At 74.5% G+C, this 15,344-nt stretch carries 15 protein-coding genes; 10 read left to right on the plus strand and 5 right to left on the minus strand.

The genetic code is table 11. The features are described 5' to 3' along the window. Positions 1-30: 30 nt before the first annotated feature. Positions 31-936, minus strand: a complete 906-nt coding sequence (locus tag AB0M43_RS03050) for a CPBP family intramembrane glutamic endopeptidase (RefSeq protein WP_363720592.1) — start codon at positions 934-936, stop codon at positions 31-33. A gap of 156 nt (positions 937-1,092) precedes the next feature. Between AB0M43_RS03050 and AB0M43_RS03055 the strand changes: the two genes are divergently transcribed. From AB0M43_RS03055 to AB0M43_RS03080, 6 genes are all read left to right on the plus strand, one after another. After that, on the plus strand, positions 1,093-2,412 hold the full coding sequence (locus AB0M43_RS03055; RefSeq protein WP_363720594.1) for a sensor domain-containing protein: 1,320 nt from the start codon (positions 1,093-1,095) through the stop codon (positions 2,410-2,412). Beyond that, entirely contained in the window at positions 2,397-3,050 is a 654-nt protein-coding gene (locus AB0M43_RS03060; RefSeq protein ID WP_363720596.1) for a response regulator transcription factor, read from the plus strand. The genes AB0M43_RS03055 and AB0M43_RS03060 overlap by 16 nt, the downstream gene beginning before the upstream one ends. A gap of 59 nt (positions 3,051-3,109) precedes the next feature. Next, entirely contained in the window at positions 3,110-4,090 is a 981-nt protein-coding gene (locus tag AB0M43_RS03065; protein WP_363720598.1) for a 5,10-methylenetetrahydrofolate reductase, read from the plus strand. Positions 4,091-4,223: 133 nt separating this feature from the next. Continuing rightward, positions 4,224-4,763, plus strand: a complete 540-nt coding sequence (locus tag AB0M43_RS03070) for a HEAT repeat domain-containing protein (RefSeq protein ID WP_363720600.1) — start codon at positions 4,224-4,226, stop codon at positions 4,761-4,763. Positions 4,764-4,854: 91 nt separating this feature from the next. Beyond that, positions 4,855-5,613 carry a peptidylprolyl isomerase gene (locus AB0M43_RS03075; RefSeq protein WP_363720602.1) on the plus strand — a complete coding sequence of 253 codons (759 nt, stop codon included), beginning with the start codon at positions 4,855-4,857 and terminating at the stop codon, positions 5,611-5,613. Between the two features lie 152 nt (positions 5,614-5,765). Then, positions 5,766-6,665, plus strand: coding sequence for a DNA-3-methyladenine glycosylase 2 family protein (locus tag AB0M43_RS03080; RefSeq protein ID WP_363720604.1), 900 nt, complete (start codon positions 5,766-5,768; stop codon positions 6,663-6,665). Positions 6,666-6,846: 181 nt separating this feature from the next. Here AB0M43_RS03080 and AB0M43_RS03085 read toward each other — a convergent pair whose 3' ends face one another. Then, entirely contained in the window at positions 6,847-7,275 is a 429-nt protein-coding gene (locus AB0M43_RS03085) for a DUF1707 domain-containing protein (RefSeq protein WP_363720606.1), read from the minus strand. Between the two features lie 161 nt (positions 7,276-7,436). Between AB0M43_RS03085 and AB0M43_RS03090 the strand changes: the two genes are divergently transcribed. The 3 genes from AB0M43_RS03090 to AB0M43_RS03100 are packed head-to-tail and all read left to right on the plus strand — an operon-like array spanning position 7,437 to position 9,788. Continuing rightward, positions 7,437-8,567 (plus strand): sensor histidine kinase, encoded by a 1,131-nt coding sequence (locus AB0M43_RS03090; protein WP_363720608.1) that lies wholly within the window; start codon positions 7,437-7,439, stop codon positions 8,565-8,567. After that, complete coding sequence (locus AB0M43_RS03095) at positions 8,564-9,229, plus strand: response regulator transcription factor (protein WP_363720610.1); 666 nt, start codon at positions 8,564-8,566, stop codon at positions 9,227-9,229. Before AB0M43_RS03090 ends, AB0M43_RS03095 begins: the two co-directional genes overlap by 4 nt. A 25-nt stretch (positions 9,230-9,254) precedes the next feature. Beyond that, complete coding sequence (locus tag AB0M43_RS03100) at positions 9,255-9,788, plus strand: anthrone oxygenase family protein (protein ID WP_363720612.1); 534 nt, start codon at positions 9,255-9,257, stop codon at positions 9,786-9,788. Between the two features lie 37 nt (positions 9,789-9,825). On the opposite strand, the gene AB0M43_RS03105 is transcribed toward AB0M43_RS03100, so the two are convergent. Continuing rightward, on the minus strand, positions 9,826-12,618 hold the full coding sequence (locus AB0M43_RS03105) for a BTAD domain-containing putative transcriptional regulator (protein ID WP_363720614.1): 2,793 nt from the start codon (positions 12,616-12,618) through the stop codon (positions 9,826-9,828). Between the two features lie 192 nt (positions 12,619-12,810). On the opposite strand from AB0M43_RS03105, the gene AB0M43_RS03110 reads away from it, so the two are divergent. After that, the gene (locus tag AB0M43_RS03110) at positions 12,811-13,284 is read left to right on the plus strand and encodes a hypothetical protein (protein WP_363720616.1); all 474 of its coding nucleotides are present in this window, start codon (positions 12,811-12,813) and stop codon (positions 13,282-13,284) included. Between the two features lie 55 nt (positions 13,285-13,339). Here AB0M43_RS03110 and AB0M43_RS03115 read toward each other — a convergent pair whose 3' ends face one another. Beyond that, positions 13,340-14,443 carry a phospholipase D-like domain-containing protein gene (locus AB0M43_RS03115; protein WP_363720618.1) on the minus strand — a complete coding sequence of 368 codons (1,104 nt, stop codon included), beginning with the start codon at positions 14,441-14,443 and terminating at the stop codon, positions 13,340-13,342. Between the two features lie 10 nt (positions 14,444-14,453). After that, positions 14,454-15,344, minus strand: a complete 891-nt coding sequence (locus tag AB0M43_RS03120; RefSeq protein WP_363720620.1) for a LysR substrate-binding domain-containing protein — start codon at positions 15,342-15,344, stop codon at positions 14,454-14,456.

A 15,344-nucleotide genomic window follows, 5' to 3' on the forward strand; every position in this document is an offset into this window, starting at 1 on the left:
AGATCCCGCCGGGTGGCCGTGGTCCGGTGGTCACCGCGTCTCCCGCCGGGCGGCGACCGGCGCGCGGGCCGGCCCCGGGTCCGACGCCGGCTCCGGGGCGATCGCGGCGTGCGCCGGCGGGAGCGGGCGCAGGCGGCCGGTGCCGAGGATCCAGATGCAGAGCACGGCCATCGGCACCGACGCGAACACGTTGACCAGCGTCGGGTCCAGTTCGACCCCGTCGCGGGTGAGCAGCGCGCCGGACAGCAGGAACAGCACCATGTTGTTCCCGGCGTGCGCCAGGCTCGGCACCCACACGCTGGCGCCGCGTTGCCGGAGCCAGGCCAGGATGATCTCCTGGAGGACGAACGACACCGTCCAACTGGTCAGGCCCACGACCACGTTCGGGAAGTGCACGTAGCCGAGGAACGCCAGCGGGTAGTGCCATACCGCCCAGATCAGCCCGGTGACCACCACCGAGGCGACCGGCCGGGCGGGGAACAGCCGCAGGCGCAGGTAGCTGGTCCAGCCGAACTCCTCGCCCCAGTAGACCGGGGCCAGCAGGGGCAGGACCGCCAGCAGGACGAGGACGACGGCCCAGCCGGGTACCCCGTCCACGAGCCGGTCCAGCGCCGACCAGTCCGGGATCCGCACCCCGGAGGCGCCCGCGACCGCCACGGTGCACAGGACGAAGAACAACGGCCCGAACCACGCCATCAGGTACGAGGTCCACGCCGGCCGGATCCGCAGGCCCAGCCCCGCGTCGGCGAAGCCCTCCCGGGTCACCCACCGGCGCACCACCACGGCCGCGACCGCCGGGGCGAAGGCCATCGGGAGCTGGACGCGCGGGTCGGCCAGGGACAGCCCCCACAGCAGGCGGGCGGCGAACATGGACGCCCAGGCGAGCCCGAAGGCGAGTACCAGGAAAATCAGGACGCCCTTGACCTTGGGTGTCACAGCACGGTCCCCTCTCACGTCGGAGAGGCCAGGAAATCATCGGTGAGCTGCGAAGACCCGACCACCAGCCACCGTCACGCGGGTATGGCGGGCCATACCCGGGGACTATGGGCGGACCGGTGGGACGGGCCGCCGGGGCTGACTAGCGTGGGTCGGGTGACGATCTCCACGGCGCTGTCCGCGCTGACCCGACTGTCCTTCCTCCGCACCGGCTGGCCGTGGCGGTCGCTCGGCTACGTGGCCAGCACCCCGCTGCCGGCCGCCGTGGTCGCGGTGCCGCTCACCGTGCTCGGCATGCCCTGGATGCTCGCCGCCGGCGGGGTGGCCTCCGACAGCCCGCACGCCACCCTCCCGACCCTGGCGGTCCTGATCGTGACCGGCACGGTCCTGATGGGGGCGTTCGGCCCGCTCGTCGCGCTCCCGCTGGCCGCCCTGGAACGCCGCAGGCTCGCCCTGGTCGACCTGCGCCCGGTGCCGACCCCGCACCGCCGGCCGCCGGCCGTGGGCCCCTGGTCCTGGCTGGTCACCCGCTACACCGAGCCGGGCACCTGGCGCGCCGTCGCCTACGCGGTGCTCCTCGTGACCGTCGCCCCGCTGGTCTACGGGGCCGTCGGGCTCGTGACGTTCCTGATCGTGGCCCTGGCCGCCAGCCCGCTCCTGATCGGCTCGGGTTCGATCTCCCTCGGGTTCGGCCAGGCCGACACCGTGCCGGAGACCCTGCCGTACTGCGCCGTCGGCCTCCTGCTCCTGGTGGCGGTCCCCTACCTGATCGGCCTGCTCGCCGGGGCGCACGGCGCACTCGCCCGCGCCCTGCTCGCCGGCCCCGCCGACACCGGCCTGCACGCCGAACTCGTCGAGGTGTCCCGGTCCCGGGCCCGGCTCGTCGACGCGTTCGAGGCCGAGCGCCGCCGGATCGAGCGCGACCTGCACGACGGCGCCCAGCAGCGGCTCGTCGGCCTCACCCTGCACCTCGGCATCGCCCGGGTCCGCACCCCCGCCGACTCCCCCGCGTACCCGCACGTCACCCAGGCTCACGACCAGGCCAAACAGCTGATGGACGAGCTGCGCGACCTGATCCGGGGCATCCATCCCCGGGTACTGACCGACCGGGGCCTGCCCGCCGCGCTCGGCGAACTGGCCGACTCCTCCCCGATGCCCGTCGAGGTCGACGCCACCCTCCCCGACCGGCTGCCCGCCGCCGTCGAGGGCACCGCGTACTTCGTGGTCGCCGAGGCCCTGGCCAACGTGGCCCGGCACAGCGGCGCGACCGGCGCCCGGGTGTACGCCGCCCGGGGCGCCGACCGGCTCGCCGTCGAGATCCACGACGACGGCCGGGGCGGGGCCGACCCGGCGCGCGGCTCCGGACTCACGGGCCTGGCCGACCGGGCCGCGGCGGTGGGCGGCAGACTGTACGTGTCCAGCCCGGTCGGCGGTCCGACCCTCGTCCGCGTGGAGCTGCCGTGCCCGTCCGCGTAGTCCTCGCCGAGGACGGTGTCCTGCTCCGCGAGGGGCTCGCCGGCCTGCTCACCGCGTACGGCTTCACCGTGGTGGCCGCCGTGGGCGACGGGGACGCCCTGGTCGCCGCCGTCGCCGAGCACGCCCCCGACCTGGTCGTCACCGACATCCGGATGCCGCCCGGATTCACCGACGAGGGGCTGCGGGCGGCCGTCGAACTGCGGCGGCGGTACCCGGAGCTGGCCGTCGTCGCGCTCAGCCAGTACGTGGAGCGCAGTTACGCCGCCGACCTGCTGGACTCCGGCGACGGGCGGCGGATCGGGTACCTGCTGAAGGACCGGGTCGTCGACGTCGAGGAGTTCATCGGGTCGCTGCGCCAGGTCGTGGACGGCGGGACCGTGGTGGACCCGCAGGTCGTGCGGCAGCTGGTCCGGCGGCGGCGCGATCCGCTGTCCACGCTGTCGGACCGGGAACGCGAGGTGCTGGCGCTGATCGCCGAGGGGCACTCCAACGGGGCCATCGCCCGGCTACTGGTGGTGTCCGAGGTGACCGTGGGCAAGCACGTGGGGAACATCTTCGCGAAGTTGACCCTGCCGCCGGCGGCGGACGGGCACCGGCGGGTGCTGGCGGTGCTGGCGTACCTGCGCGGCGGGGACTAGCCGCGGGTGCGGCCCACGACCGGGACCGGGCCGGGCCGGCGCTTGGCTATAGTCCGTGCATGCTGGAGGAGAACGGGACATCGCCGGTGGCCGACACCACGGACGGGCGACCACCGCTCGCGACCCTGCTGACCGGCGCGCACAGCGGCGTCCTGTTGTTCGGCATCACGCCGCCGCGCCGGAGCGCCCCGCCGGACCAGGTCCGCGAGGTCGCCGCCCGGACGATCGCCCGGCTGGCCCCGCTGCGCGTCGACGGCCTGGTGCTCTACGACATCGACGACGAGCGGGACCGCAACCCCGACGAGAGGCCGTTCCCCTACCTGCCGACCCTCGACCCGGCGGAGTTCCACGCCGAGTACCTGACCGGCTGGGAACGGCCGGTCGTGGTCTACCGGTGCGTGAGCAAGTATCCCGAGGACGACCTGCGGTCCTGGCTGCGCGACGCCGACACCGACCGGGTACTGAGTGTCTTCGTCGGCGCGTCGTCGAGCCAGAAGACGGTGCGCACGGGCCTGCGGCGCGCCCAGGAGGTGCGCCGGGAGATCCGGCCGGACATGCTGCTCGGCGGCGTGGCCATCACCGAGCGGCACGTCCGGGGCGGGGAGGAGCACCTGCGCATCATGGGCAAGCAGGAGCAGGGGTGCGCCTTCTTCATCTCGCAGGTGATCTACGACGTCGACGCGACCAAGAGCCTGGTCTCGGACTACTACTACGCCTGCCTGGAGCGCGGGGTGCCGCCGCGCCCGATCCTGTTCACCCTGTCGGTCTGCGGGTCGTTGAAGACGCTGGCGTTCCTGCAGTGGCTCGGCGTCAGGATCCCGAGCTGGCTGGAGAACGCGCTCACGCACGCGCCCGACCCGCTCACCGAGTCCTACGACTACTGCGTCACGGCGGCGGCGGAACTGAGCGCGTTCTGCCGGCGCCTGGGGATGCCGTTCGGGTTCAACGTGGAGAGCGTGTCGATCCGGAAGGTGGAGATCGAGGCGTCGATCGAGCTCGCCGGTCGGGTGCGCGCGCTGCTCGACCGCGACGGCGCCTGATCACGGGTGGGACGGTGGCGGCGCGCGGCGGGCCCGCGACGGCCCGCGGGCGGGTGCGCGGCGGCCTGCGGTCCGGTGCGCGGCGACTTGCAGACAGGCCCGCTGTCGGGTGGGTGTCGGGCATGATGGAGCGGTGACCGCGCCCGTCCCGGTGTCCGCCAGCCCCGCCGAGCGGGTCCGGGCCGCCTGCGCCCGGTGGGGCGAGCCCGAGGTCGTCGACCGGTGCGCGGACCTGCTGCGGGGCGTACCCGCCGACGACGTGGACCTGATCCTGCACCTGGGCGGACGCGGCGCCGACAACCTCCTCGCCTTGGACGCGCTCGTCTACTGGCCCGCCGTGTGGGCCGCCCGGGCCCTGCTCTACGCGTGGCGGCCGACCGCCGGCCCGGCCGTCGTGGGCGCGCTCGGGCACGAGGCCTGGCGGGTCCGGGAGATGGCGGCCAAGGTGTGCGCGCTCCGCGAACTCGGCGAGGCGGCCGAACCGCTCGCGGTCGCGCTGGGCGATCCGGTGCCCCGGGTCCGCGCCGCCGCGTGCCGGGCGCTCGGCGCGGTCGGGGAGGCCGAGCACGCCGAGGGGCTGCGGGAACTCCTCGACGACCCCGACCCGGAGGTACGCCGGCGCGCGGAGCAGGCCCTCGACCGCCTGTCCCGAAGGCTCGACCGGGACCTGTAGGGCGGCCGGCCGCCCTTGACTGCGGGTGGCGTATCGACTACAACCGATACTCGTGTCCGAATTCCGGCACCCTGTCCCCGGGAGGACCCCCGTGCCCCAATCCCCAGTCCGCCGTCCGAGCCGGGCGGTCGCGCACCTCGCGACGGTCGCGCTGGCCACCGGGGCGCTGGTCGCCGTCGGCGCCGGTCCCGCGCTCGCCGCCGGAGACCCGAAGCCGCCGAAGACGACCCACGGCCCGTGCGCGTACACGGAGACGCCCGACGAGCCGCCCGTCCGCCGGGTGGGGCTGCCGCCCGACCCGCGCCGCACGCCGGCCCGGGGCACCGTGGACGCCGAGCTGCGCACCAACCACGGCGACATCACCGTCGTCCTGGACCGGGCCCAGGCGCCCTGCACCGTGCAGAGCTTCCTGCACCTCGTCGAGCGCAGGTTCTACGACCGGTCCCCGTGCCACCGGCTGACCACGTACGGCACGCTCAAGGTGCTGCAGTGCGGCGATCCGTCGGGGACGGGCGAGGGCGGGCCGGGGTACAAGTACAAGGACGAGCTGCCCACGAACCTGCCGCCCGCGCCGAACGACCCGACCGGCCAGCGCCGGATCTACCCGCGCGGCACCCTGGCCATGGCCAACGCCGGCCCGGACACCAACGGCAGCCAGTTCTTCCTGGTGTACGCCGACTCGATCCTCCGCCCGAACTACACGGTCTTCGGCCACGTGGACGAGCGCGGCATGCGGGCGCTGGACGCGATCGCGGCCGGCGGCGTGCAGCCCACCCCGGAGGACCCGGCCCCGCTGGACGGCCCGCCGGCCCTGGCGACGACGATCAGCCGCGCGAAGGCGCACTGCTAGGCACGACAGCGACGCCGCGCCGACTCTCCGATGCTCCGTCGGAGGGTCGGCGCGGTCGTCGTGACGCGGACGGCGAAGGCCTGGGGCGGCGGCCGGAGCTCGAGCCGATGGTGGCCCCCACGGCACCCGGCCGCACGTGGGACAGTGGGGGCGTGCTCCGGGTACTCACTCCCCCGGCCGGCTACCACCTCGCCGGCTCCGTCGCCCCGCTCTCGATGGGCCGCCACGACCCGTGCGCCCGCTTCGTCGCCGGCACGTTCTGGTGGACGGCCCGCACCCCGGACGGCCCCGCCGCGCTGTCCCTGACCAGGGTCGGCCCGGACCTGCACGCGACCGCCCACGGCCCGGGGGCGGCCCACGCGCTGGACCACGCCGACGCGGTCGCCGGCCTGCGCGACGACCTGACCGGTTTCGCGGAGCTCGCCGACACCCATCCCCTGGTGGCCCGACTGGCGAAGACCCATCGGGGGGTACGGCTGCCCGCCACCGGCCAGGTCTTCGCCCGGCTGCTCCGCGCGATCTGCGAGCAGAAGGTGACCGGCAAGGAGGCCTACGGGGCGTACTCGGCGATCGTCCGGAAGTTCGGCACCCCCGCGCCCGGCCCGGTCCCCGAGCTGTGGGTGCCCCCGGACCCGGCGGACCTCGCGGCGGCCCCGTACTGGGTGTTCCACCCGCTGGGGGTCGAGCAGCGCCGGGCCGACACACTGCGCCGGGCGGCGGCCGTCGCGGCGCGCCTGGAACGGTGCGCGGACGCCGCCGAGGCCACCGCGCGGTTGACGGCGCTGCCCGGGATCGGCCCGTGGACGGCCGCCGAGGTGGTCCGGGTCGTGTACGGGGACCCGGACGCCGTCAGCGTCGGCGACTACCACCTGCCGAACATCGTCGCGTGGGCCCTGGCCGGCGAGCCGCGCGCGGACGACGCCCGGATGCTGGACCTGCTGGCCCCGTTCGCCGGGCACCGCGGCCGGGTGTGCGTACTCCTGGCCGCCGCCGGCCTGGGCGCACCCCGCCGGGGCCCCCGGATGCCGGTCCGCTCCTTCTCCGGCTACTGACCACCGCACGGCCCCGGAGCCCGAGACCCGACCGGGGCGCGAGGTGCCCCGAGCAGAGCACCGCCACGCCCCTCGGCTCCCCGGGCTCCGCACGCGGCGGCGAACTCCCGCACTCGCGGGGCGGAGGCTACCGGGCCGTGCCGCCCGGTAGACCCCGCCCGTTCCCCCGTCCCGGCCCCGCTCAGGCCGAGGCCGGTCCGAAGCCGCGCCGCGACCCGCAGCCCCGCCCGCCGCCCATCCGGTGGTACGCCCCCCGGCGCAGCACGAGGAAGGCGACGAACAGGATCGGCAGGATGGGCCAGAAGAAGTGCCCGGTGAACAGGGCGAACGTGAGTACGACGGCGAGCGCGGTGCCCAGGACGGCCGCCTTGCGCCGCCCCCACCGCCGGAACTCGGTCACGGCCTCGGGGGTGCGCCAGCGCAACTGGCGCGGCAGGTCGGTGAGCAGGACGTCGAGCTCGTGGCGGTACTTCGCCGCGTAGGCCGCCGCCTGCCGCTCGTCGGTTTCCTCCAGGGTGAGCATTCCCTCGGCGAGCGCGGCGCGCAGGAAGGCGACGGTCTGTTCGCGTTCCTTGTCGGAGGCGCGGACCTGGCCCGGTTCGTGTGACATTGTGACCTCCTGAGGTGATGGCTCAAGTGTGGGCGGCGGGGCACCGCGCGGCATCGGCCCGGCGGAGTCGATCGGGACGCGCCGGGTACTCCCCGGGGAGTAGTCGGGCCGCCTCCCCCGAGCGGACGCCCCCGGGATCCGGAGTGCACTACCCTGCGGGCATGCGTCGAGTTCGTCCGCGCCCGTTGCGGGTGGTGCCCCCGCTGACGTGGCGGGTGCGGGTGCTGCCCCTGGTGGTGGCGGCCGTGCAGATCGTCGGCACGCGCGCGGTGACCGAGGACGACTCGGTGCTCGACGCGCGCGGGTACGCGCTGCTGGCGGCGTCGGGCCTGGTCCTCTACCTGGGCCGGGTGCACGTGGGCCTGCCGCTGGCCGGCACCCTGGCGGCGACGGGCGGCTACCTGGCCCTCGGGTACCCGTGGGGGCCGATCGGTCTCGGGTTCCTGATCGCGCTCTTCCTGACGATCCTGACCGGACACCGCAGGTGGGCGAAGGCGGCCGCGGCGACGGGGCTGGCGGGGTTCCTGGCGATCGGGCTGCTGGTGGAGCGCGATCCGGCGCCGACGGTGGGCCGGATGTTCGGGGTGGCCGCCTGGCTGGTCGGCACGATGATGGTGGCCGAGTTCGTCCGGGTCCGCCGGCTGCACTTCACCGAGGTGGCCCGGACCCGGATGGAGGAGCACAAGCGGCAGTCCAGCGACGAGCGGCTCCGGATCGCCCGGGAGCTGCACGACGTGATCGCGCACAACATCTCCCTGATCAACGTGCAGGCGGGCGTGGCGCTGCACCTGCTCGACGACGACCCGGGCCAGGCCCGCGAGGCGCTGACGGTGATCAAGGCGGCGAGCAAGGAGACGTTGCAGGAGCTGCGGTCCACGCTGGGCGTGCTGCGCCAGGTGGACGAGGAGGCGCCGCGCGCGCCCGCCCCGAGCCTGGAGCGCCTCGACGAGCTGCTGGGCCGCCTCGCCGTGTCCGGGCTGGACGTGCGGCTCACGGTCACCGGCACCGCCCGGGAGCTGCCCGCCAACGCCGATCTGGCGGCGTTCAGGATCGTGCAGGAGGCCCTGACCAATGTGTACCGGCACGCGCACGTGGACACCGCCCGGGTGCTGGTCGGCTACGAGCCGGACGCGGTGACCGTGGAGATCCTCGACGACGGGGTGGGCGGCGGCTCGACGGCGGGCAACGGGCTGACGGGGATGCGGGAGCGGGCCGACGCGCTCGGCGGGACGCTCGTCGCGGGCCCCCGGCCGGAGGGCGGCTTCCGGGTGTACGGCAGGCTGCCGACATGATCCGCGTACTGCTCGCCGACGACCAGGCCCTCGTCCGGGGCGGCTTCCGCGCGCTGCTGGCCGCGCAGGACGGCATGGAGGTGGTCGCCGAGGCCCCCGACGGGGTGGAGGCGGTCCGGTTGACCCGGGAGCACCGGCCCGACGTGGTGCTGATGGACATCCGGATGCCCCGGCTGGACGGGATCGAGGCGACCAGGGAGATCGCGGCCGACGCGGCGCTGGCCGAGGTGCGGGTGGTGATCCTGACGACGTTCGAGCACGACGAGTACGTGTTCGAGGCGCTGCGGGTCGGGGCGAGCGGGTTCCTGGTCAAGGACACCGAACCGGCGGACCTGATCCAGGCGGTGCGGGTGGTGGCCCGGGGCGACGCGCTGCTGTCCCCGGGGGTGACCCGGCGGCTGATCGCGGAGTTCGCGACCCGGTCGCGGGGGCCGGTGGCCACGCCGGGGCTCGACGCGCTGACGGACCGCGAACGCGAGGTGATGGCGCTGGCGGCCGGCGGGCTGACGAACGAGCAGATCGCGGAGCGGCTGTTCCTGTCCCCGGCGACGGCGAAGACGCACGTGTCGCGGGCGATGGTGAAGCTGGGCGCCCGCGACCGCGCACAGCTGGTGGTGTTCGCCTACGAGTCGGGGCTGGTGCGGCCGGGCTGGACGGGATAGGTACCCGGAAAAGATCGTGGTGTCGATGCCCAAGATCATGTTGACTGTGGGCATGACCGGAAACCTGCTCCGAGGCGCCGTCCTGATCGCGGCCACCCTCACCACGGGCCTGATCGCGGGCCTGTTCTACGCCTTCTCCGTCGCCGTCATGCCGGGCCTGCGCGCGGCCGAGGACCGCAGCTTCGTCGACACGATGCAGCGGATCAACGTGGCCATCCTCAACGGCTGGTTCATGCTGTGCTTCCTGGGCGCGCTGGCGTTGACGGCGGCGGCGGCCCTGCTGCACCTGCGCGCGGCGACCCGGGCTGCGCTGCCGTGGCTGATCGCGGCGTTCGCGCTGTACCTGGTGATGTTCATCGTCACCGCCGCCGTGAACGTGCCGCTGAACAACGCGCTCGACGCGGCCGGCAAGCCGGGCGCGATCACGGATCTGGCGGCGGTGCGGGCGAAGTTCGAGGCGACCTGGGTGGGGTGGAACATCGTGCGTGCGGTCGCGTCGACGGCGGCGTTCGGGTGCCTGACCTGGGCGCTGGTCCTGTTCGGCCGGTCAACAGCCTAGGAACCTTCCGATGGGTACGGAGGGGGGCGCCCCTCCCTCACCGCTCCGCCAGCACCTCCGCCACCACGGCCGAAAGGCTGCTCCCCCGCACCGACTCCACGACCTTCCCGACCCGCTCCCCCAGCGCCGCGCTCGCCCCCGCCCGGGTCCCGGCCCGCTCGGCCAGCCGGAACTGGTTCGTCATCCCCATCACGCCCAGCCGGTCCCACTCCCGGTCGGTGACGGTGAGCAGCTTCAACGCGCGCGCGGGCCGGCCCTCCGCGTACTCGATGCCGGCCAGTCCGTCGAGGACCTCCATCTGGCCGGTGGGCAGGCCCAGGTCGTAGTACTCGGCGAGGCTCTCGCGGTAGAGGGCGCGCGCGCCGGCCAGGTCGCCCAGCCGGCGGCGCACCATGGCCAGGTTGCTGGTCGCGGCGGCCATCCCGACCGGCTGGCTGCCGGCGTCCCGGCACGCGTCGCGGATGTCGGCGAACAGCTCGCCGGCCTCGGCCAACCGGCCCTGCCCGCACAGCGCCAGGCCGAGCGGGGTGCCGGCGACGATCGCCCGGTACTTGTCCCCGCCCTCCTCGCACGCCCGCCGGCACTCCACGGCGAACTCCTCGGCCGCGACGTAGTCGCACTGGGCCAGGGCGGTGAACGACAGCCCGTTCAGCGCGCTCTGCAACGCCCGCAGGTCGCCCAGTTCCCGGCACGCGGCCAGGGACTGCTCGCCCCACCTGCGGGCCAGGTCCAGGTCCCCGGAGCCCCGGACCAGCGCCGACGCCGCCCGGGTGGCGCGGACGAACGCCGCCGGGGACAGCTCGACGGCCGGGTCCTCCAGGGCGCGGCGGACCCAGCCGAGGGCCTCGACGCTCATGCCGTGGTCGCTCCAGTACCACCACATCGAGGCGCCGATCCCGACGGCCGTTTCCGGGTCGCCGCCGTCCTCGAAGCACCACCGCACGGCGGCCCGGAAGTTCGGCACCTCGGCCCGGACCAGTCGCAGCCGGGGGCCGGCGGTCTCGGCCTGGTAGGACTGTTCGGCGAACTCCGCGTACCACCGCGCGTGCCGGCGGCGCAGCTCCGGGGCCTCGCCGGACTCCGCGAGCTGCCCGGCCGCGTACTCCCGGACGAGCTCCAGCATCCGGTACCGGGTGCCCTCGGCGCTCTCCTCGGCGACGACCACGGACTGGTCCACGAGCCGGGCGAGCACGTCGTGCCCCGCGCCGGTGACGGCCTCCACGGCATCGGCCCGGCAGCCGTCCACGAACACGGCGAGCCCCCGGAACAGGGCCTGTTCGTCAGGGGCGAGCAGCTGGTAGCTCCAGTCGATGGCGGCGCGCATCGTGCGGTGCCGGTCGGGGGTGGTCCGCGACCGGCGGTCGGCCAGGTCGAGCCGGCGGCCGAGGCGTTCGGCGACCTCGTCGAGGGACAGGGTGCGCAGCTGGGCGGCGGCGAGTTCGATGGCCAGCGGCAGGCCGTCGAGCCGGCGGGTGAGCTGCCGGGCGGTGCCGATGGTGGCGGCGGTGAGCGCGAACCCGGGCCGGGCGGCGGCGCCCCGGTCGGCGAGCAGCCGGACGGACTCGACCCGGGCGGCCACGGCGTCGGTGTCGTCCTCGGCGGGCACGGCCAGCCCCGCCAGCGGCCGGACCAGCTCGCCGGGCACACCGAGCGGTTCGCGGCTGGTGGCGACGACCCGGACCCCGGCGCACTCGCGGAGCAGGGTGTCGACGATCTCGGCGCAGCTGTCGACCACGTGCTCGCAGTTGTCGAGGACGAGGAGCGCGCGGGCGTTGTGCAGGCGGGTGACGAGGCTGCGCAGGATCGGTTCGGAGGCGCGTTCGAAGACGTTGGCGGCGGCGGCCACCTTGCAGGTGACGACCGTGCCGGCGGGCACGGAGGCGAGTTCCACCACGTACGCGCCGTCGGGGTAGTCGGCGGCGGTGTCGCGGGCCAGTTCGAGGGCGAGGCGGGTCTTGCCGGCGCCGCCCGGGCCGGTCACGGTCAGCAGCCGGGACGCGCCGAGCTGCGCGGCGAGCTGGTCGAGTTCGCGGCGGCGGCCGATGAACCGGCTCGGCGGCACCGGGATCGCCGACGGCGGGTCGAGGGTCGGGTCGCGGCGGTCGATGGCCCGGGCGAGCGCGGTGACGTCCTCGCCGGGTTCCACGCCGAGTTCGGCGTCGAGGACCTCGGTGAGCGCGGCGTAGCCGGCCTGGGCGTCGGCGATCCGGCCGCACCGGTACAGGGCGAGGAGGTGGGCGCGGGCCAGCCGGTCCCGGGTGGGGTGGGCGAGGACGGCGCCGGCGAGTTCGGCGGCGACCCGGTGGTGCCGGCCGAGGGCCAGGTCGGCGTGCAACCGGTCCTCCCAGGCGGACAGGCGCAGTTCGGCGAGCCGGAGCCGGGCGGCCTCGACGTCGGGGCCGGCGGGGATGCCCGCGTACGGTTCGCCCTTCCACAGGGCCAGCGCCGTGGCGAGGTCCTCGGCGGCCCGGGCGGGGTGGGTGTCCAGCCGGGCCCGCGCGGCGGCCACCAGGCTCTCGAACCGGCCGGCGTCGACCTCGTCGGGCGCGGCGTCCAGCACGTAGCCGTTGGCGACGGTCACCAGCCGCCCGCCGAGCCCCTTGCGCAGGGCGGAGATGTGCACGTGCAGCGCGTGCAGGACGCTGGCCGGCGGGTCCTCGCCCCACAGCTGGTCGATCAGGTGCTCGACGGGCACCGCCTGGCCGGCGTGCACCAACAGGACACCGAGGACGGAACGCGGCCGGGGACCGCCGAGCCGCACCGGTTCCCCGTCGGCGCGGACCTCGATCGGCCCGAGTACCCGGAACTCCATGGTCGTGGTTCCCCCCACAGCCTCACCACCTTGAGCGAACGTTGAGCGGTTGCGGCGACGCTCTCCCCCAGGGCCCGATGCGCATCAAACCGCATCGACCCAGCCATGGGCAACTTAAATGCCATTTGCCGCAATGCGGGAAGCGTACGGCGGCAGCCCGGGCGAGGCCGGTCCCGTGACCGGTTGACGACACCCCATCGGAGGAGAGCGATGTCTGTAGGAACTCGTCGGAGGATGCTGGCGGCCACGACCGGGCTCCTCGCCGTGGCCTGGACGCTCACGGCCTGTGAGCTGCCGATCGCGGCGCCCGCCCCGTCCACCGGCCAGTCGGGCTCGGCGGCCCCGGAACCGACCGGGTCGGCCGCCCCGAAGGCCAGTGCCAGCGCCGGCACCACCACGGTGGGCGACTTCTGCTCACTGTTCGAGAAGGACCAGGCGCTGCTGATGGGCATCGCCAAGACGGGCAGCTCCGCGATCGCGGGCGTCGACAAGGTCCGGGCGAAGAAGAACTTCCAGGCCATCCTCAACGCCGCGCCGGCCGACCTGCGGACCGACATGCAGGTGATCGTCGCCGTGGACCTGGACCTGCTCGACGGCAAGCCGGGCGCGGAGATCCGGTTGGACAGCCCCGACGTGGAGGCGGCCGTCGCGCACACCGACCTGTGGACCAGGACCAACTGCTAGGACCATTCCCCGGGTACGGGGCGCCCGGCGGTTCCGGACGGGGGGCCGCCGGGCGTCACACCGGCCGGGCCAGGTCGGCGGTGATCCGGTCGATCTCGGCCAGCGCGAACGCCGCGATCTGGCGCTGGCGGGCCTCGGCGACCGGGTCGGTCTCGTCCAGGTCGCCGAGGACGAGGAGGTTCTCGTCGTTGAGGGTCGCGCCCGGGGCGGTGTAGTTGAAGCTGCCGGCGATGGTGAGCCGCTCGTCGACCACCATCAGCTTGTGGTGCACCTTGCGCACCCCCGTGCCGGGCTTGTTCTCGAACAGCCGCACCCCGGCGGCCTTCAGGTCCGGGGTGGCCGCCCAGGTCATCGCGCCCTGGTTGCGGTCGAGGATCCCGCGCACCCGGGTCAGCGAGTCCACCAGCCGGATCATGGTGTCGTCGATGCCGGAGGACCGGGAGAAGGTGAACATCGCGAAGTCCACGCTCGACGTCGACTTGAGCATCTGCTTCATGATCTCCATCTCGGGGCCCTGCTGCGGCGCGAACAGGGGCTTGACCCGGATCCCGCCGAGCCGCAGCTCGGCCGGGCGGGGCTCGTGCCGCTCGTTGAGCGGGCCGAACGTGCCGGAGCGCAGGCTCGCGAACTCGGTGACGTACAGGCTGGCGACGCGCTTGCCGCGCAGTACCACCATGTGGTTGAGGTTGTTGCCCTTCTTGCCCCCGACGCCGGCCGGCGGGTTGGTGCCGGTGTCGGTGAGGGTGAAGTTGGCCGAGCCGGTCAGGACCGCCGCCGACGCCAGCCCCGGGTCGCGGACCACGAACTTCTGGTGGAACAGGTCCGGGTTCAGGTCGGTGACCACGTCGATCCTGGCCCGCAGCAGGGCGGCGTGGATGGTCCGGTGGATCTCGTTGTCCCCGCCCGCCTCCCACGGCGTGAGCAGCGGCTTGTCCTCGGTGAGGTAGTTGCCCTCCAGGATCAGCTGGATCCGCACCCCGTGGGCCTTCGCGGCGATCACCGCCTCGGCGATCGCGCGCGAGTCCAGGGCCTGCACGGCGATGAGCAGCACCTCCTTGGCGCCGTTGATGAAGTCCAGCACGACCGCCTCCAGGTCGTCCGGCCCGCCGAGCACCGGCGGACCGGTGTAGAACTCGACGCCGCCCAGGTCGACACCCATCGGATTCCTCCTACTTCTCGGCGACGGCCGCGCACACGGCCACGAAGTCCGCGATGATCCGGCGCCGGTCGTCGCGGTGCCACGCCAGCGCCACCCGGGTCGGCGAGATCCGGTCCACCGGGCGGTAGACCACCCCCGGCCGGGTGTAGAACCGGGCCGTCGACTCGGCCGTGAAGCACACCCCGAAGCCGTTGGCGATGGCCTCCATCCACTCGTCGGACGAGTGCACCTCGGCGCCGATCCGGACCGGGTGCCCCTCGCGCTCCTCGACGGCCAGCCAGAAGTCGCGCCACACCCCCGACTCGGCCGGGGTGGCCACGAACGGCTCGTCGAGCAGCGCCGCGAACGGCACCACGTCGTGGGCGGCGAGCCGGTGCCCGGCCGGCAGTACCACCCAGCGGGGCTCGCTGAGCAGCACCTTCTGGTGGAAGCACTCGTCGGCCGGCACCGGTACCCGCAGGAAGGCGACGTCCACCCGCCCGTCGCGCAGCCCGCAGGTCGGGTCACCCCACTGCGCCTGGGACATGGTGACCTTCCAGTCCGGCCGGCGGCGGGCGAACTCCTGGAAGATCCGGGGCGTCAGCTCCCCGCACGCGTTGGCGATGAACCCGACCCGCAGGGTGCGGTTCTCCTCGGCGGCGGCCGCCCGGGTCGCGGTCAGCGACTCCGACCACTGGTCGAGCAGCCGGCGGGCCTGGGGCAGCAGCGCGCGGCCGGCGTCGGTGAGCTCGACGTGCCGGCTGGAACGGCGGAGCAGGGTCAGGCGCAGCTGGCTCTCCAGCATCCTGACCTGCTTGGACAGCGCCGGCTGGGAGATGTGCAGGCGCTCGGCGGCCCGGGTGAAGTGCAGCTCCTCGGCGACGGAGACGAAGTACCGGAGGAGACGCAGATCCACGTCCAT

The sequence above is a fragment of the Longispora sp. NPDC051575 genome, from assembly GCF_040681875.1.
In the GTDB taxonomy this organism is placed as follows: domain Bacteria; phylum Actinomycetota; class Actinomycetes; order Mycobacteriales; family Micromonosporaceae; genus Longispora.